Consider the following 17,665-nt stretch of genomic DNA (forward strand, 5'->3'; position numbering starts at 1 on the left):
AAGCATGGCCCACCGCGCGATGTCGAACCGGGTCCACGCGCGGGCGCCCGGCAAGATCAACGTGTTCCTCAAGGTCGGCGCCGTGCGCGACGACGGGTACCACGAGCTGGCCACCGCGTTCCAGTCGCTCTCGCTCTACGAGGACGTGTTCGCGGAGGAGGCGGCCGACTTCTCTGTCTCCTTCTCGGGCTCGATCGACACCTCCCGCCTGGCCGTCGACGGCTCGAACCTCGCGATCAAGGCGGCGCGGGCGCTCGCCCGGGCGACCGGCTACCGCGGCGGCGTGCACCTCGAGATCGAGAAGAACGTCCCCATCGCCGGCGGCATGGGCGGCGGCTCGGCCGACGCGGCCGCGACCCTCCTCGCCTGCGATGCACTCTGGGGCACGGCCTGCACGAGGGAGCAGCTGCTCGGCATCGCCGCGAGCCTGGGCGCCGACGTCCCCTTCTCCTTCACCGGCGGCACCGCGATCGGAGTCGGCCGCGGCGACGAGTTGAGCCCGGCGCTCGCCAAGGGCCGCTTCGAGTGGGTGCTGGTCCTCGCGGAGGAGGGCCTGTCGACCCCCGAGGTCTACAGCGAGCTCGACCGGCACCGCGAGCGCCACCTGCACGACTTCCGCCCGATCTCGGCGACCCCCGCCATCGATCCGAACGTTCTGCAGGCCCTCCGCGCCGGCGACGCCGCGATGCTCGCCGACGCGATGCACAACGACCTCCAGGCGCCGGCGCTGCACCTCCAGCCCGGACTCGCCCGCATCCTCGAGCTCGGCGAGGGCCGCGGGGCGCTCGGCGGCCTCGTCTCGGGGTCCGGTCCGACCGTGGCGTTCCTCGCTCCGGACGCCGATGCGGCGGCCGATCTGCAGCGCGAGCTGAGCTCCGCGCGGCTGAGCGCCGTGCGGGTGTCCGGCCCGGTCCACGGGGCGCGCCTGCTCTCGACCTAGTCGCGGAGGCGGTGCCTCCCGACCGGGTCGAGCGAGCCTCGCGCCCGGCCGCTCGGCGCGCTCCACAGACGGTCCGCAGAGAAGTTCCGACCTCGTGGCTTAGAGTGCCGCTCATGTCCCGCCGTGCCACCCTCTTCGCGATCCTCTCCGGGATCGTGGCCGCCGTCGTCGCCCTCGCGGCCGCCGAGGTCGTCGCGGTCTTCACCGGAGCCGGCGGAAGTCCGCTGGTCGCGGTCGGCGGCTTCGTCATCGACATCGTGCCCCCGGGCGTCAAGGACACGGTGATCGCGCTCTTCGGCACCGGCGACAAGCTGGTGCTCCTGGTCTCGATCGGCCTCGCGATCGCCCTGCTGGCCGTCGGCGCAGGAGTCCTCGAGTACCGCCGTCCGCCGTTCGGCGTGCTGCTGCTGGCCGTCGTCGCGGGCGCCGGTGCGCTCGCCGCCGTCAGCCGCGAGGGCGCCTCCGGGATCGACGCCGCGCCGAGCGTCGTGGGCATGGTGGCCGGCGCCGCCGTGCTCCGCTCGGCCTCCGTCCGCCTCCGCGGCTGGCAGGAGGAGCGCGAGAGCGACTCCCCGGACCGCCGGTCGTTCCTCCGCCTGGTCGGGATCGCCGGTGTCGCCGCGGTCGCCGCCGGCATCGGCGCCCGCTTCCTCACCTCCGCCTCCGCCGCCGTCACCGCCGTGCGCGAGGCCGTGTCCCTGCCGGCTCCCGCCTCGGCCGCCGCGCCGGTCTCGGCCGGCGCCGTGCTCGACGACATCGAGGGCATCAGCTCCTACGTCACCCCCAACGCCTCCTTCTACCGGATCGACACCGCGCTCTCGGTGCCCTCGGTCGAGCCCGCCGACTGGTCGCTGAAGATCACCGGCATGGTGGAGGAGGAGATCGAGATCACCTGGGACGAGCTGCTCGCGCTGCCGCTCGAGGAGCACCGGGTCACTCTCTCCTGCGTGTCGAACGAGGTCGGCGGCGACCTCATCGGCACCGCGCTCTGGCTGGGCTACCCGATCCGCGAGCTGCTGGCCCGGGCCCGCCCGACCGCCGGCGCCGACATGGTGCTCTCGCGGAGCATCGACGGCTTCACCGCCTCCAGCCCGCTCGACGTGCTGCAGGACGAGGACCGCGCGAGCCTGCTCGCCGTCGGGATGAACGGCGAGCCGCTCCCGGTCGAGCACGGCTTCCCGGTCCGGATGGTCGTCCCCGGCCTCTACGGCTACGTCTCGGCGACGAAGTGGGTCGTCGAGCTGAAGGTCACGACCTTCGCGGAGGACCTGGCGTACTGGTCGACGCGCGGCTGGACCGAGCGCGGGCCGATCAAGATCGAGTCGCGGATCGACGTGCCGCGCCAGGGCCAGCCCGTCGAGGCGGGGACGGTCGCCGTGGCAGGAGTCGCCTGGGCGCCGCACACCGGCATCGCGAAGGTGGAGGTGCAGATCGACGGCGGCGCCTGGCAGGAGGCGCGCCTCGCCGAGCAGGTCACCGCGGACACCTGGATCCAGTGGGTCCTCGAGTGGGACGCGACGGTCGGCGACCACGTCGTGACCGTGCGCGCGACCGACGCGGACGGCACGGTGCAGACCACGGTCGAGCGACCGCCCGCCCCCAACGGCGCGACGGGTCTGCACCGCCGCTCGGTGTCCGTCTCGGAGCCGGCACCCGCGGGCTGAGGTCCGGGGGCCGCCACCCGGCAGTGCTGTGACAGCCCCGCGGCGGACCGCTCAGGCGGCACCGCCTAGGCTGGATCCCTATGGCACATCTGCTGGGCGCCGAGGCGCTGCGACTCGAGTACCCCACACGCGTGATCTTCGACGACGTCTCCCTGGGGATCGAGGAGGGCGACCGCATCGGGATCGTCGGACGCAACGGCGACGGCAAGTCGACCCTCCTGCGCCTGCTCGCGCAGCGCATCGAGCCCGACAGCGGCCGCGTCACGCACCGCCGCGGCGTCACGCTCGGGATGCTCGACCAGGCCGACACGGTCGACGAGGACCTCACCGTCGCCCAGGCCGTCGTCGGCGGGCTCCAGGAGCACGAGTGGGCCGGAGACGCGCGCACCCGCGACGTGATCGCCGGCCTGCTGCGCGACGTCCCCTGGGACGGCGTGGTCGGCTCCCTCTCGGGCGGCCAGCGCCGCCGGGTCGCCCTCGCGAAGCTGCTCGTCGGAGACTGGGACGTCGTCTTCCTCGACGAGCCCACCAACCACCTCGACGTCGAGGGCATCGCCTGGCTCGCCGAGCACCTCAAGCGCCGTTGGGCGGCGTCGTCGGGCGGGCTCGCGGTCGTCACCCACGACCGGTGGTTCCTCGACGAGATCTGCACCGCCACCTGGGAGGTGCACGACCGCCTCGTCGAGCCCTTCGAGGGCGGGTACGCGGCGTACATCCTGCAGCGCGTGGAGCGCGACCGGATGGCCTCGACGATGGAGGCGAAGCGCCAGAACCTGATGAAGAAGGAGCTGGCGTGGCTCCGGCGCGGCGCCCCCGCCCGCACGGCCAAGCCCAAGTTCCGGATCGACGCCGCGAACCAGCTGATCGAGGACGAGCCCCCGGTGCGCGACTCGGTCTCGCTCTCGCAGCTCGCCGTCTCGCGCCTGGGCAAGGACGTCGTCGACCTGCTCGACGTCACCGTCCGCTACGGCGAGCGGACCGTCCTCAACCGCATCGAGTGGCGGATCGCGCCGGGCGAGCGCACCGGCATCCTCGGCGTGAACGGGGCCGGCAAGTCGACCCTCCTCGGCCTGGTCGCGGGCAGCGTGGAGCCGACGAGCGGCCGGGTGAAGCGCGGCACCACCGTGCGCGTCGCGATCCTCGACCAGCAGCTGCGCGAGCTGACCGGTGTCCAGCACCAGCCCGTCCGCGAGATCATCGCGGAGCAGCGCACCAGCTACTCCATCGGCGGCAAGGAGATGACTCCGGGTCAGCTGCTCGAGCGCCTCGGCTTCTCGAGCGCGCAGCTGTCGACGCCGGTGAAGGACCTCTCGGGCGGTCAGCGCCGGAGGCTCCAGCTCCTGCTCATCCTGCTCAGCGAGCCCAACGTGCTGATCCTCGACGAGCCGACCAACGACCTCGACACCGACATGCTCGCCGCGATCGAGGACCTGCTCGACTCCTGGCCGGGAACCCTCCTCGTCGTCTCGCACGACCGGTACCTGCTCGAGCGCGTCACCGACCAGCAGTACGCCGTGATGGACGGCGCGTTCCGCCACCTGCCCGGCGGCGTCGAGCAGTACCTCGACCTGCGCCGCGCGCTCGAGAAGGGCGCGCCCGCGCCCGCGTCCTCGGGCTCCTCCTCCGCCGCGCCTGCGTCGAGCGGACTCGCGGGGGCCGAGCGCCGCACCGCCGAGAAGGAGGTGTCGGCGATCGACCGTCGCCTGCACAAGCTCACCCAGCTGACGAAGACCGTCCACGAGAAGATGGCGACGCACGACCAGGACGACTACGACGGCATCCTGGCGCTGAACGCCTCGCTCCGCGCCTACGAGGACGAGACCGCCGAGCTCGAGCTGCGCTGGCTGGAGCTCTCGGAGCAGCTCGAGGGCTGACGCGGCTCTCCTCCGCCGCTCCCGCCACTGCCCCGGGCGCCCGGTCGTCGCCGGGCGGGCGGGCTCGCGGCGCCCGGCTCAGCCGAAGTCGAGGGAGAGCTTGCGGAGGAGCTGCGCCAGCCGCTCCTGCTGCGCGTGGGTGAGCGCGCCGAGCAGCTCCTGCTCCGCGTCGACCAGGCGGGTGATCGCCGCGTCGACCCGGGCGAGCCCCGACGGGGTCATCTGGACCAGCACGCCGCGCCCGTCGTTCGGGTCGTCGAGGCGCTCGACCAGGTCGCGCTCGACCAGCCGGTCGATGCGGTTGGTCATGGTGCCGCTGGTGACCATGGTCGCCTGGAGGAGCTGCTTGGGGCTCATCCGGTAGGGCGCGCCCGCGCGCCGCAGGGCCGAGAGCACGTCGAACTCCCACGTCTCGAGCTCCGACCGGCCGAAGGCGCTCCCGCGCGCGCGCTCGAGCTGCTTGGCCAGCCGGCGCATCCGCGAGAAGACCTGGAGCGGCGTGAAGTCGAGATCGGGCCGCTCGCGGACCCAGGCGTCGACGATCCCGTCGACCTCGTCATTCGCACTCACCCGTCCATTGTGGCGGCTGGGCGGCTCGGGGGACGCCGGGAGGCGGACGGGGACCTCCCGGGCGGCCGCCCGCGCCCGAGGCGGGGCCGGGGGCGCGGGGGTGGCAGGATGGACGGCGCGCGAGAGCGCGGTCCGCCATGGTGTAACGGCAGCACGGCAGCCTTTGGAGCTGTCCGGTCCAGGTTCGAATCCTGGTGGCGGAGCGGCACCAGGACGGTGCGCTCACGGAGGAGAACGCGAAGAACATGGCAGACAGCACGCTCGCCGTCGTGATCCTGGCGGCAGGCCAGGGCACCCGCATGAAGTCCCGCACCCCGAAGGTCCTGCACCGCCTCGCCGGGAGGCCGCTGCTCGGGCACGTGCTCGACACCGCCGCCTCGCTCGACGCGGCGCACGTCGTCACCGTGGTGCGCCACGAGCGCGACCGGGTCGCCGAGGCCGTCCTCGAGCACACCCCCTCCGCGCTGGTGGTGGACCAGGACGAGACCCCCGGCACCGGCCGCGCGGTCGAGCAGGGCCTCGCGGCGCTCCCGCAGTCCTTCGCCGGCACGGTCGTCGTGCTGAGCGCCGACGTCCCGCTGCTGGACGCACCGACCCTCCGCCGCCTGGTCGACGAGCACCTCGCCGCGGCGAACGCGCTCACCATGCTCTCCTGCGTGCTCGAGGACCCGACCGGCTTCGGCCGGATCGTCCGCGGCGGCGACGGAGCCTTCGCCTCCATCGTGGAGCAGAAGGACGCGAGCCCCGACGAGCTCGACCTCACCGAGATCAACGCCGGCGTCTACGCCTTCGACGCCGCCGCGCTCCGCTCGGTCATCGGCGCGATCGGCACCGAGAACGCCCAGCGGGAGAAGTACCTCACCGACGCCGCCGCCGCGCTCAAGGCCGCCGGCCGCGCGATCGAGGCCGTCCCCGTGCAGGACCGGTGGCTCGTGGCCGGGATCAACGACCGCGCCCAGCTCGCGGACGCGGCGCTCGAGCTCAACGCGCGCATCGTGCGCCGCTGGCAGCTCGAGGGCGTCACGATCCAGGACCCGGCGACGACCTGGATCGACGTGGACGCGGTCCTCGCCCCGGACGTCGAGATCCTCCCGGGCACGCAGATCAAGGGCCCGACCGTGATCGCCACCGGCGCGGTCATCGGCCCGGACACCACGCTCGACTCCTGCGAGGTCGGCGAGGACGCGGTCGTGAAGCGCTCCGACGCGACGCTCGCCGTGATCGGCGCGAAGGCCCAGGTCGGCCCGTTCTCGTTCCTCCGCCCCGGCACCGTGCTCGGCGCCCGCGGCAAGATCGGCACCTACGTCGAGACCAAGAACGCCGTCATCGGCGAGGGATCGAAGGTCCCGCACCTCTCCTACGTCGGCGACGCCGTCATCGGCGAGGAGTCGAACATCGGCGCCGGCTCGATCTTCGCCAACTACGACGGGGTGAGCAAGGCGTCGTCCGTCGTCGGCTCCCACGTGCGTGCGGGGTCGCACAACGTCTTCGTCGCCCCCGTTAGAATCGGTGACGGAGCGTACACGGGCGCCGGCACGGTCATCCGCAAGGACATCCCCGCCGGAGCCCTCGGGATCACCGTCGCTCCGCAGCGCAACATGGCCGGGTGGGTGCAGACCCACCGTCCGGGCACCGCAGCGGCCGACGCCGCCGAGGCGGCCCTGGCGTCGGATCCCACCGGATCCGACCAGGCGCCCACCGGAGGAAGCGGAGCACAGTGACCGGCATCACCGCCAGCAACAAGAAGAGCCTGGTCCTCGTCTCGGGGAGGGCGCATCCGGCACTGGCGGAAGCGGTCGCCGCCGAGCTCGGGACCGAGCTCGTCACGACCGAGGGGCGCACCTTCGCCAACGGCGAGCTCTACGTCCGCTACGGCGAGTCGGTCCGCGGAGGTGACGTGTTCGTCCTCCAGTCGCACACGTCCCCGATCAACGAGTGGCTGATGGAGCAGCTGATCATGGTCGACGCGCTCAAGCGCGCCTCCGCCAAGCGGATCACCGTGGTCGCGCCGTTCTACCCCTACGCGCGCCAGGACAAGAAGGGCCGCGGCCGCGAGCCGATCTCGGCCCGGCTCGTCGCCGACCTCTTCAAGGCGGCGGGAGCCGACCGGATCATGTCGGTCGACCTGCACGCGGCGCAGATCCAGGGCTTCTTCGACGGCCCCGTCGACCACCTCTTCGCGATGCCCGTGCTGCTCGAGCACTTCCGCGAGAAGCTCGACCCCTCGACCCTCACCATCGTCTCGCCCGACATGGGCCGCGTCCGCGTCGCCGACATCTGGAGCGACAAGCTCGGCGTCCCGCTGGCGATCATCCACAAGCGCCGCGACCCGAAGGTCGCCAACCAGGTGTCCGTGCACGAGATCGTCGGTGAGGTGAAGGGCCGCGTCTGCCTCCTCGTCGACGACCTCATCGACACCGGCCGTACCATCGCGAAGGCGGCCGAGGCGCTGAAGAAGGCGGGCGCGATCGGCGTGGTCGTCGCCGCCACCCACGCCGTCTTCTCGGACCCGGCGGTCGAGCTCCTGAGCTCCGAGTTCATCGACTCGGTCGTCGTCACCGACACTCTGCCGCTGCCGGAGGAGAAGACGTGGGACCGCCTGACGATCCTGCCCATCGCTCCGCTGCTGGCCCGCGCCATCCACGAGGTCTTCGACGACGGCTCCGTGACGTCGATGTTCGACGGCGACGCGTAGGACCCCGCGCCTCGAGGTGCGCCGTGCACGGCGCACCCGGGTCCCGCTCCGGCTCCACCGCCTAGGGTGAGGCCGTGCCCCAGCGTTCGGATGCGACCCTCGCCCTGGCGGCGGTCTTCCTGGTCTGGTCGCCGGCCGCCGCCGCGGCGGGCTGGTGGCTGCTCCTCGGGCTCGCCGTCGCCGCGGCCTCCGCGGCTCTGGGCGCCGTCGCCGACGCCGGGCGCACCGTCCACGACGGCCCCTCCTCGGAGTGGCTCGGGATCGTCGGCCGCGCGTTCGCCTCGGCCGCGCTGGCCCTGACCGCGGCCCAGTCGGTCCTCGGGGGAGCGGCCCGGCCCCTGGCCGTCCTGCTGCTCGTGGCCGTCGCGCTCTTCGGTCTGCGCGGCGGGCGCCTCCCCGCTCGCCCGGTCCTGCTCCTCGTCGGCGCTGTCGTGGTCCTGCTGGCCGCCGCCGCCGTGATCGTGCTGGTGTCCCCTCCGGACCCCGCGCCGTTCGACCCGCTGCGCGACGGAGGGTTGCTGGGAGCCGGCACCGCCGCGGCGCTGCTCCTGATCCTCCTGCCGACCTCCCGCTCCGGCGCGGTGACGGGTCTGCGACCCGCCCTGCTGCGCATCGGGATCGCCACGGCGGCCGCCGCCGCGCTCGGCACCGGTCTGCTCCTGGCGGCCGGTCCCGAGGTCCTCGCGGCCTCGGAGACCCCTCTCAGCGCCGTCACCCGCGGCACGCCCGCGTCAGGGCTCGTCGGGGCCGCCGCCGTGATCGCGGTCCTGCTCGCGCTCCTCGACCTCGGGAGGAGGGACGCGCGCGCCCTCGTCCGTCTCGCCGACGCAGGGGAGATCCCGGCGGTGCTCGCCACAAGGAACCGCAGGACCGGCGTGCCCGCGGCGGCTCAGCTCGTCCTCTGCCTGGTCGCCGTGCTCGCGGTCGTGATCCTCGACGCGGACGCGCTGCTCGCCTTCGCCGTGGCCGCCCTGCTGGTGGCGACCATCGTGCGGCGCCTCGACCACGGAGCGGCCGGGGCGAGCGGCCCGGCCCTCGCCTCGGCCGCGGTCTCGCTGCTGCTCCTGCTCGCCCTCCCGGCGGCCACGGCGGCCGCAGCGGCGGTGCTCCTGGCGGCACTCCTGATCGCGCGGGCGTTCCGGAGCTGAGGGGTCAGCCGGCCCGGGCGTCGAGCGCGCGCTCGGGGAGCCGGAGGGCCAGCGGATCGGCGCGCACCCGGTCGAGCCCGGCGCGGACCGCGCCGAGGGCGACGGCCCGGTCGCCCAGGGTCGAGGGCAGCAGTCGCGGCACCGGGGCGTGCACGTGGGACGCGAGGCGGTCGGACACCTCCGCGAGCAGGGGGCCGGCGGAGGAGGCGAGCGCTCCGCCGACGACGAGGAGCGAGACGTCGAGCAGGTTGACGAGGGCCGCCGCGATGCGGGTCCCCGACGCCGACCGGCAGGACCCGACCTTCTTCCGCAGCGGCGGCGTCGACGTCGGCCGCGACGGCTGCCGCGTCCCGCTGCCGTGGGAGTCCACCGGGACCTCGCTGGGCTTCGGCCCGGGCGGCGCGCACCTGCCCCAGCCCGCATGGTTCGCCGACTCCTCCGTGGAGGCGGAGGAGCTGTCCGAGGGCTCGACGCTCGCGCTCTACCGCCGGGCGCTGGCGCTCCGGCAGGAGCTGCAGACGGAGGAGCACCTGGAATGGCGGGGGGACGGGGCCGACGTCGTCGACTTCAGCCGCCCGAACGGCTGGCGCTCCGTGACCAATCTCGGGGCGGAGCCGGTCGAGCTGCCCGAGGGCGAGCTGCTGCTCGCGAGCGTCCCGATGGCGGGCCGCCTGCTCCCGCCGGACGCCACCGCCTGGCTCCGCTGACGACAGGGGGCCTGGAACGAGGAAGGCGCCCCCGCCCGAGGATCCGTGGATCCTGCGGGCGGGGGCGCCTTCCTCGTGCGACGCGGGTCAGTGCGTGGAGGGGTCCTGCTCGACCTCGGTGCGGTCGCCGGACCACAGCGTGTGGAAGGTGCCCTCCTTGTCGACGCGCTTGTAGGTGTGCGCTCCGAAGAAGTCGCGCTGGCCCTGCACGAGAGCGGCCGGGAGGCGCTTCGAGGCGAGCGAGTCGTAGTACGACAGCGCGGCGCCGAAGCCGGGGATCGGCACGCCCGAGAGCGCGGCGGTCGAGACGATGCGGCGCCAGGCGGCCTCGCCGTTCGCGACGGCCTCGGCGAAGTACGGGTCCTCGAGGAGGGTCGTGATGCCGGCGTTCTCGTCGTAGGCGTCGACGATGCGGTTGAGGAACTGGGCGCGGATGATGCAGCCCGCGCGCCAGATCTTGGCGACCGCTCCCTTGTCGATCTCCCAGCCGTACTTCTCGGCTCCGGCGATGATCGCGTCGAAGCCCTGCGAATAGGCGACGACCTTGGAGGCGTAGAGCGCGGCGCGCACGTCGTCCTCGAAGCCCTCGTACTTCTCGACCGGGGTCGGGCGCGAGGTGACGCGGGCCTGCACGGCCTCGCGCTGCTCGGGGTGGGAGGACACGGCACGGGCGAAGACGGCCTCGGCGATGCCGCCGACGGGGACGCCGAGGTCGAGCGCGTTCTGCACGGTCCAGACGCCGGTGCCCTTCGAGCCGGCCTGGTCGAGGACGACGTCGATGAAGGGGTTCCCGGTGTCGGCGTCGACCTGGCGGAGCACCTCGGCGGTGATCTCGATGAGGTACGACTCGAGGTCCCCCTTGTTCCAGGCGTCGAAGACCTCGGCGATCGCGGCGGGCTCGTGTCCGCCGACGGTGCGGAGCAGGTCGTACGCCTCGGCGATGAGCTGCATGTCGGCGTACTCGATGCCGTTGTGGATCATCTTGACGAAGTGGCCGGCGCCGTCGGTGCCGATATGGGTGACGCAGGGCTCGCCCTCGGCGACCGCGGCGATCGACGAGAGGATCGGGCCGAGGGTCTTGTAGGACTCGACCGAGCCCCCGGGCATGATCGACGGGCCCTTGAGCGCGCCCTCCTCGCCGCCGGAGATGCCGGTGCCGACGAAGTGGATGCCGGTCTCGCGGACGGCCTTCTCGCGGCGGATGGTGTCGGTGAAGAGCGCGTTGCCGCCGTCGACGATGATGTCGCCGGGCTCGAAGACCTTCGTCAGCTGCTCGATCACGGCGTCGGTGCCGCGGCCGGCCTGGACCATGATGATCGCGGTGCGCGGGGTGGCGAGCGAGGCGGCGAAGTCCTCGATGGTCTCGGAGGCGACGAAGCCCGCCTCCGGGTGCTCCGTGATGAGGGTCTCGGTGCGGCCGTAGGAGCGGTTGAACACCGCGACCGTGTTGCCCTCGCGGCTGGCGAGGTTGCGGGCGAGGTTCGAGCCCATCACCGCCAGACCGACGACTCCGATGTTGGCTGTGGCGGTGGGCTTGTCAGACACGGTTCTCCTCGACGTTCGCGTTCAGGGGCGAGCCCAGGCTATCGCCGGGGCGCCGCCGGGAGCCCGGGTCGGAGCCGTCTCCCGGCTGCACATCGGTCGCCCGGCGCGCGCACGCTCTTGCGCGCTGCCACGGCGCGTCCGGGGAGCCGGTCAGGCGCCGTGCCCGAGGGGGACGCGCTCCGAGGGGATCGGCGGCGGCGGGGGAGTGCCGTCGCCGAACGGGCGGCCGCCGAGCTCCTCGCGGCGCGAGGGGACGAGCCAGCCGGAGAGGTCCGGGCCCTTGGGGACGACGCCGGTCGGATTGATGTCCCGCTGCACCTCGTAGTAGTGCGACTTGATGTGGGCGAAGTCGATCGTGTCGCCGAACCCCGGAGTGGCGAACAGGTCGCGCGCGTAGCCCCAGAGCGCGGGCATCGCCGACAGCAGGTTCCGGTTGGCCTTGAAGTGGCTGTAGTAGACGGCGTCGAAGCGGGCGAGCGTCGTGAAGAGCCGCACGTCCGCCTCGGTGATGGTGTCGCCGACCAGGTAGCGGCGGGTGCTCAGCCGCTCCTCCAGCCAGTCCAGCCGCGCCCAGAGGCGGTCGTAGGCCCGGTCGTAGGAGCGCTGCGACCCGGCGAAGCCGCACTTGTAGACGCCGTTGTTCACGTCGTGGAAGACCAGCTCGGCGATCTCGTCGATCTCCTCGCGGTGCTCCTCGGGATAGAGGTCGGGAGCGCCGTCGCGGTGGAACGCGGTCCACTCGGTGGAGAAGTCGAGCGTCATCACCGGGTAGTCGTTGGTGACGACCTGGCCGCTCGGGATGTCCACGAGGGCCGGGACGGTGATCCCGCGCGGGTAGTCGGGGAACCGGGCGAAGAACGCGTCCTGGAGGCGGGGGATGCCCAGCACCGGGTCGACGCCGCCCGGGTCGAGGTCGAAGGTCCAGCTGCGCTTGTCGTGGGTCGGCCCGCAGATGCCCATCGAGAGGGCGTCCTCGAGTCCGAGCAGGCGGCGCACGATCACGGCGCGGTTCGCCCACGGGCAGGCGCGGGACACCACGAGGCGGTAGCGCCCCGCCTCCACCGGGTACCCGTCGCGGCCGTCGGCGGTGATCCGCGTCGGGATGTAGTTCGTGTCGCGGTGGAAGCCGTTCTTCTCGACGTAGGAGCCGAAGTCGTCGCTCGTCATACCCGCACGGTAGGCGGTCCGCCTGGACGTCCGGCGGCGGGAGCGCCTGCTGGCGGGCGGCCGCGATGCCGGGTAGGATCGGCAGCTGAACTTCGGCGAGGGATGCACGTGCATCCGTGATCGACGCGGTGGAAGCAGGCGAGGCCCCCACGGGGCGCCACGGACTTCTCCTCACGCTGACATGCGTTCGAGTCGACAAACCGTCCGTGGCCGCAGGCCACGACCCGATCCGGTGGCGTGCGCGCCGCCCAAGGAGAACATCATGGCTGAACTGACCAACAAGGTCGTCGTCGAGGTCCGCACCTCGTTCGGCAAGGGCGCCGCCCGCAAGATCCGCGCGCAGGACAAGATCCCCGCGGTCCTCTACGGCCACGGCACCGAGCCCCAGCACCTCACCCTCCCGGGCCACCAGGTGCTCCTGCTCACCCGCAAGGCGAACGCGATCCTCGAGCTCGACATCGAGGGCGCCGCGCAGACGACGCTGGTGAAGGACATCCAGCGCGACCCGGTGCGCCAGATCATCGAGCACATCGACCTCGTCGTCATCAACAAGGGCGAGAAGGTCGAGGTGGACATCCCCGTGCACGTCGAGGGCGACGCCGCTCCCGGCACCCTCGTCTCGATCGAGTCGAACACCCTCTCGCTCGAGGTCGACGCCACCCGCATCCCGCAGAACATCGTCGTCTCCGTCGAGGGCCTCGAGGCCGGCACGCAGATCACCGCCGCCGACGTCACGCTCCCCGAGGGCGCCACGCTGGTCACCGATGCCGAGGTGCTCATCGTCAACGTCACCGCCGAGGTCGAGCAGGACCTGGGCGAGGACGACGAGACCCCGGCCTCGGGCGACGTCGTCGCCGAGACCGCGGAGTAGTCCGCGCCACCCCGGGAACGGGCCCGCTCGCAGCCGCGGCGGGCCCGTTCCGCGTCCGGCGGGGGAGTCCCTCCGCCGCCCCCGAGGAAGAGGAACGACATGGGTGACACCTGGCTGGTCGTCGGACTGGGCAACCCGGGCGCGCAGTACGCGCGCAACCGGCACAACGTCGGCCAGATGGTGCTCGACGAGCTCGCGACGCGCATCGGCGGCTCGTTCCGCCGGCACAACCGCGCCAACGCCGTGGTCGCCGAGGGGTTCCTCCGCCCGGGCGGGCCGAAGCTCGTGCTGGGCAGGCCCAACAGCTTCATGAACCTCTCCGGCGGGCCGACCGCGCAGCTGCTCGACTTCTACTCGATCGAGCCGGCGCACCTGATCGTCGTGCACGACGAGCTCGACATCCCGTTCGACACCCTGCGCCTCAAGCAGGGCGGCGGTCACGGAGGGCACAACGGCATCCGCGACATCCTCGCGGCGACCGGAGGAGCCGAGTTCCTGCGCGTGCGGGTCGGCATCGGCCGCCCGCCGGGCCGCCAGCAGGCCGCCGACTTCGTGCTGAAGGACTTCGCCGGCCCGGAGCGCGAGGCGCTCCCGATCCTGGTCTCGGACGCCGCCGACGCCGTCGAGCTCATCGCCGACTCCGGCCTCTCCGCCGCCCAGCTGAAGTTCCACACCAGCGCCTGACCCCTCCACTGAGGGAACCCTGAACCGTCGAGGGAGCCCGCAGTTCCAGGTTCCCTCGACGGTTCAGGGTTCCCTCGGCGGTCGGTGCGCGGGGCGGCCGTAAACTGGACCGGTGCCCCTCAACGAGATCATCTCGGCGCTGTCGCGCGCCTCCACGTTCGACGATGCTCTCGCGTACGCGGTGCGGGACGCCGACTTCTCGGTGGCCGACGGCCTCCGGGTCCCCCTGCTCGCGGGCCTGATCGAGAGGCGCGCGGAGGCGGGGCGTCCGCAGGCGGCGCTGGTGGTCACGGCCACGGGCCGCGACTCCGAGAACGTGCGCGCCTCTCTCGGCTGCATGCTGCCGGACGCGGACGTCGTCGAGTTCCCCGCGTGGGAGACGCTGCCGCACGAGCGCCTCAGCCCGAGCGCCGAGATCGTGGGGCGGCGCCTGGACGCGCTGCGGCGGATGAAGCAGTGGTCGGGCGAGCGGCCCCTCGTGGTGGTCGCCTCCGTGCGTGCGGCACTGCAGCCGGTCGCCGACAACCTCGCCGACATCGAGCCGATCCGACTCGTGAAGGGCGCCCGCGGCTACGACCTCGGCCGCATCTCGGCCGAGCTGGTCGATCTGGCGTACGCCCGGGTCGACATGGTCACGCGCCGCGGCGAGTTCGCCGTGCGCGGCGGCATCCTCGACGTCTTCCCCGCGGTGGCCGAGCACCCGAGCCGGGTGGACTTCTTCGGCGACGAGGTCGACTCCATCCGCGGCTTCTCCGTGGCCGATCAGCGCTCGCTCCCGGGCGAGGCCGACTCGGTGGTCCTCCCGCCGAGCCGCGAGCTGCTGCTGGTGCCCGCGGTGCGGCAGCGGGCGCGCGAGATGCTGCACGAGTTCCCGAGCCTGTCGGCGATGCTCGCCAAGATCGCCGAGGGCATCCCGGTCGAGGGGATGGAGTCGCTCGCCCCCGCGCTCCTGGAGCGGCTGGTCCCGATCTCGCACTACCTCCCCGAGGGGGCGGCCGTCGCGGTCCTCGCCCCCGAGCGCGTGGCGACGCGGGCGATCAGCCTCGCCGAGACGAACCGCGAGTTCCTCCAGGCGGCCTGGAGCGCGGCGACCGCCGGCGCCGAGGCCCCCATCGACCTCGCCTCGGGCGAGTTCATCTCGCTCGGCGCGCTCCGCGACTCCGTGAAGCTCAGCGCCCCGGGCGCCGACGCTCCCGACCACCCGTGGTGGACGATGAGCACGTTCCGCCAGGGCCCCGCCGCGGGCGAGGCCGAGGTGCTGCCGGAGGAGCTCGGGATCGACGAGATCCTCGCCGTCCGCGTGGAGGGCGAGCCGGTCCCCGGCTTCGGAGCGAGCGTCGAGGGCGCCCTCGCCCACGTCCGCGCGCGCCTGGCCGACGGCTGGACCGTGGTCCTGACCGCGCCCGGCACCGGCACGGTGGAGCGCACCGACCAGGTGCTCGCCGAGCACGAGGTCGCCGCCCGCATCGTCGCCGACCTGCCCGCCGGGCTCGAGACGGGCCTCGCCTACGTGGTTCAGGCCTCCGTCGACCACGGCTTCGAGGTGGAGGAGGCGAAGCTCGCGCTGCTCACCGACACGGAGTTCTACGGCCGCACCGTCGGCTACGACTCCCGGGCGGTCAAGAAGCTCGCGTCGCGCCGCAAGAACGTCGTCGACCCGCTGCAGCTCACCCCCGGCGACTTCGTGGTGCACGCCACCCACGGCATCGGCCGGTTCGTGGAGCTCTCGCAGCGCGAAGTCTCCAGCGGAGGCCGCAACGCGATCAAGACCCGGCGCGAGTACCTGGTGCTCGAGTACGCACCCAGCAAGCGCGGCTTCCCCGGCGACAAGCTGCTCGTCCCCACGGACCAGCTCGACCTGCTCTCGCGCTACGTCGGGGGCGAGGCTCCGGCGCTGAGCAAGATGGGCGGGAGCGACTGGGCGCAGGCCAAGAGCAAGGCCCGCCGGGCGGTCCGCGACATCGCGGTCGAGCTCGTGAAGCTCTACTCCGCCCGGATGGCCTCCCGCGGGCACGCGTTCCCGCCGGACACTCCCTGGCAGCGCGAGCTGGAGGAGGCGTTCCCGTTCGCCGAGACCCCCGACCAGCTCACCGTCATCGACGAGGTCAAGGCCGACATGGAGCGGCCGATCCCGATGGACCGCCTGCTCTCGGGCGACGTCGGCTTCGGCAAGACCGAGGTCGCCGTGCGCGCCGCGTTCAAGGCGATCCAGGACGGCAAGCAGGTCGCGATGCTCGTGCCGACGACGCTGCTCGTCCGCCAGCACCTCGAGACGTTCCAGGAGCGCTTCGCCGGCTTCCCCGTCCACCTCCGGGCGCTCAGCCGGTTCCAGAGCGCGAAGGAGTCGAAGGAGACGATCGAGGGCCTGGCCGACGGCACCGTCGACATGGTCATCGCGACCCACCGGCTCCTCAGCGACAACATCGTCTTCAAGGACCTGGGCCTGCTCGTGATCGACGAGGAGCAGCGCTTCGGCGTCGAGCACAAGGACAAGCTCAAGGCGCTGAAGAAGAACGTCGACATCCTCTCGATGAGCGCCACGCCCATCCCGCGCACACTCGAGATGGCGGTGACCGGCATCCGCGAGATGTCGACCCTCGCGACCCCGCCGGAGGAGCGCCACCCGATCCTCACCTTCGTCGGCCCCTACTCCGAGAAGCAGGTCTCGGCCGCGATCCGCCGCGAGCTCCTGCGCGAGGGACAGGTGTTCTTCGTGCACAACCGCGTCTCGACGATCAACCGCGTCGCCTCGCAGCTCGCCGAGCTGGTGCCCGAGGCGCGCATCGCGGTCGCGCACGGCAAGCTCAGCGAGTCGCAGCTCGAGCGGATCATCGTCGACTTCTGGGAGCGCAAGTTCGACGTCCTCGTGTCGACGACCATCGTCGAGACCGGCCTCGACATCCCGAACGCCAACACGCTGATCGTCGACCGCGCCGACAAGTACGGGCTCTCGCAGCTGCACCAGCTGCGCGGGCGGGTCGGCCGCGGCCGCGAGCGCGCCTACGCCTACCTCCTCTACGACGAGACGAAGCCGCTGAGCGAGACCGCGCACGACCGGCTGCAGACCCTGGCCGCCAACTCGGACCTCGGCGGCGGCATGCAGATCGCGCTGAAGGACCTCGAGATCCGCGGCGCGGGCAACCTCCTCGGCGGCGAGCAGTCCGGGCACATCCAGGGCGTGGGCTTCGACCTGTACCTGCGGATGATCGGCGAGGCCGTCGACACCTTCCGCGGCGAGGTCGCCGAGGGGCAGACGGAGCTACGGCTCGAGCTGCCCGTCGACGCGCGCATCCCGGAGGAGTACGTCGACAGCGAGCGTCTGCGCCTGGAGGCCTACCAGAAGCTGTCGGCCGCGTCCTCGCCGACGGCGAAGGAGGGGAGCATCGACCTCGTGGTCGAGGAGCTGACCGACCGCTACGGCGAGCTGCCCGAGGCGGTCGAGAACCTCATCCTGGTGTCGCGGCTGCGCATGCGCGCGCAGAAGGCGGGCCTCAGCGACGTGGTCGCGATGGGCTCGAACGTCCGCGTTACTCCCGCGCACCTGCCGGACTCGATCCAGGTGCGCCTGCGCCGGATGTACCCGACCGCGAAGTACCTGCAGCAGGCCGACGCGGTCGTGGTGCCGATGCCCGTGCTCGACGGCGTCCCGCTCGGCGACCGGGCGCTCATCCAGTGGGTCGCGTCGCTCCTGGACGCGCTGTTCCCGGAGCCGGTCACGGTCTGAGGTCCTCGGGGCGGCGCTCCCCGGTGGCGCGCCGCTCCGGTCGCCCTGCTCCGGTGGCCGTCGCCGCCGTGGGAGG

Annotated in this window: 13 protein-coding genes, 1 tRNA gene and 1 pseudogene; 11 read left to right on the forward strand and 4 right to left on the reverse strand. The window is 72.8% G+C overall.

The genetic code is table 11. The annotated features are described in order from the left end of the window. The first annotated feature begins 4 nt into the window (after positions 1 to 4). The 3 genes from C5D08_RS06785 (at position 5) to C5D08_RS06795 (ending at position 4,478) form a co-directional block, all read left to right on the forward strand. Positions 5 to 940 (forward strand): 4-(cytidine 5'-diphospho)-2-C-methyl-D-erythritol kinase, encoded by a 936-nt coding sequence (locus C5D08_RS06785; protein WP_104276385.1) that lies wholly within the window; start codon positions 5 to 7, stop codon positions 938 to 940. A gap of 113 nt (positions 941 to 1,053) precedes the next feature. Next, the gene (locus C5D08_RS06790; protein ID WP_104276386.1) at positions 1,054 to 2,604 is read left to right on the forward strand and encodes a molybdopterin-dependent oxidoreductase; all 1,551 of its coding nucleotides are present in this window, start codon (positions 1,054 to 1,056) and stop codon (positions 2,602 to 2,604) included. An 80-nt stretch (positions 2,605 to 2,684) separates the two neighbouring features. Next, positions 2,685 to 4,478 carry an ABC-F family ATP-binding cassette domain-containing protein gene (locus tag C5D08_RS06795; RefSeq protein WP_104276387.1) on the forward strand — a complete coding sequence of 598 codons (1,794 nt, stop codon included), beginning with the start codon at positions 2,685 to 2,687 and terminating at the stop codon, positions 4,476 to 4,478. A 78-nt stretch (positions 4,479 to 4,556) separates the two neighbouring features. Here C5D08_RS06795 and C5D08_RS06800 read toward each other — a convergent pair whose 3' ends face one another. After that, on the reverse strand, positions 4,557 to 5,048 hold the full coding sequence (locus C5D08_RS06800) for a MarR family winged helix-turn-helix transcriptional regulator (protein WP_104222340.1): 492 nt from the start codon (positions 5,046 to 5,048) through the stop codon (positions 4,557 to 4,559). Positions 5,049 to 5,179: 131 nt separating this feature from the next. On the opposite strand from C5D08_RS06800, the gene C5D08_RS06810 reads away from it, so the two are divergent. From C5D08_RS06810 to C5D08_RS06825, 4 genes are all read left to right on the forward strand, one after another. After that, positions 5,180 to 5,251, forward strand: a tRNA-Gln gene (locus C5D08_RS06810). Between the two features lie 42 nt (positions 5,252 to 5,293). Then, a complete protein-coding gene (gene glmU, locus C5D08_RS06815) occupies positions 5,294 to 6,769 on the forward strand; it encodes a bifunctional UDP-N-acetylglucosamine diphosphorylase/glucosamine-1-phosphate N-acetyltransferase GlmU (RefSeq protein WP_104276408.1) in 1,476 nt (491 codons plus the stop codon). Then, positions 6,766 to 7,743: a ribose-phosphate diphosphokinase gene (locus C5D08_RS06820; protein ID WP_104276388.1), complete on the forward strand. Its 978-nt coding sequence runs from the start codon at positions 6,766 to 6,768 to the stop codon at positions 7,741 to 7,743. The genes glmU and C5D08_RS06820 overlap by 4 nt, the downstream gene beginning before the upstream one ends. A gap of 74 nt (positions 7,744 to 7,817) precedes the next feature. After that, positions 7,818 to 8,891: a hypothetical protein gene (locus tag C5D08_RS06825; protein WP_104276389.1), complete on the forward strand. Its 1,074-nt coding sequence runs from the start codon at positions 7,818 to 7,820 to the stop codon at positions 8,889 to 8,891. A gap of 4 nt (positions 8,892 to 8,895) precedes the next feature. Here C5D08_RS06825 and C5D08_RS16950 read toward each other — a convergent pair whose 3' ends face one another. Further along, positions 8,896 to 9,069 (reverse strand): hypothetical protein, encoded by a 174-nt coding sequence (locus C5D08_RS16950; RefSeq protein WP_181110318.1) that lies wholly within the window; start codon positions 9,067 to 9,069, stop codon positions 8,896 to 8,898. Between the two features lie 94 nt (positions 9,070 to 9,163). On the opposite strand from C5D08_RS16950, the pseudogene C5D08_RS06835 reads away from it, so the two are divergent. After that, positions 9,164 to 9,598: pseudogene (locus C5D08_RS06835) on the forward strand (alpha-amylase); the annotation flags it as partial. A gap of 87 nt (positions 9,599 to 9,685) precedes the next feature. Here C5D08_RS06835 and gndA read toward each other — a convergent pair. Continuing rightward, positions 9,686 to 11,143 carry an NADP-dependent phosphogluconate dehydrogenase gene (gene gndA / locus C5D08_RS06840; RefSeq protein WP_104276391.1) on the reverse strand — a complete coding sequence of 486 codons (1,458 nt, stop codon included), beginning with the start codon at positions 11,141 to 11,143 and terminating at the stop codon, positions 9,686 to 9,688. A gap of 150 nt (positions 11,144 to 11,293) precedes the next feature. Beyond that, positions 11,294 to 12,310, reverse strand: a complete 1,017-nt coding sequence (locus C5D08_RS06845) for a glutathione S-transferase family protein (RefSeq protein ID WP_104276392.1) — start codon at positions 12,308 to 12,310, stop codon at positions 11,294 to 11,296. Between the two features lie 262 nt (positions 12,311 to 12,572). On the opposite strand from C5D08_RS06845, the gene C5D08_RS06850 reads away from it, so the two are divergent. The 3 genes from C5D08_RS06850 to mfd all read left to right on the forward strand — a co-directional run bounded on the left by C5D08_RS06850 (position 12,573) and on the right by mfd (position 17,589). Continuing rightward, entirely contained in the window at positions 12,573 to 13,181 is a 609-nt protein-coding gene (locus tag C5D08_RS06850) for a 50S ribosomal protein L25/general stress protein Ctc (protein ID WP_104238997.1), read from the forward strand. 99 nt (positions 13,182 to 13,280) lie between these two features. Beyond that, on the forward strand, positions 13,281 to 13,865 hold the full coding sequence (gene pth, locus C5D08_RS06855) for an aminoacyl-tRNA hydrolase (RefSeq protein WP_104276393.1): 585 nt from the start codon (positions 13,281 to 13,283) through the stop codon (positions 13,863 to 13,865). A 112-nt stretch (positions 13,866 to 13,977) separates the two neighbouring features. Then, a complete protein-coding gene (gene mfd, locus C5D08_RS06860) occupies positions 13,978 to 17,589 on the forward strand; it encodes a transcription-repair coupling factor (protein WP_104276394.1) in 3,612 nt (1,203 codons plus the stop codon). Positions 17,590 to 17,665: the final 76 nt, after the last annotated feature.

Origin of the sequence: Rathayibacter sp. AY1B6 (genome assembly GCF_002932755.1) — a bacterium.
In the GTDB taxonomy this organism is placed as follows: Bacteria; Actinomycetota; Actinomycetes; order Actinomycetales; family Microbacteriaceae; genus Rathayibacter.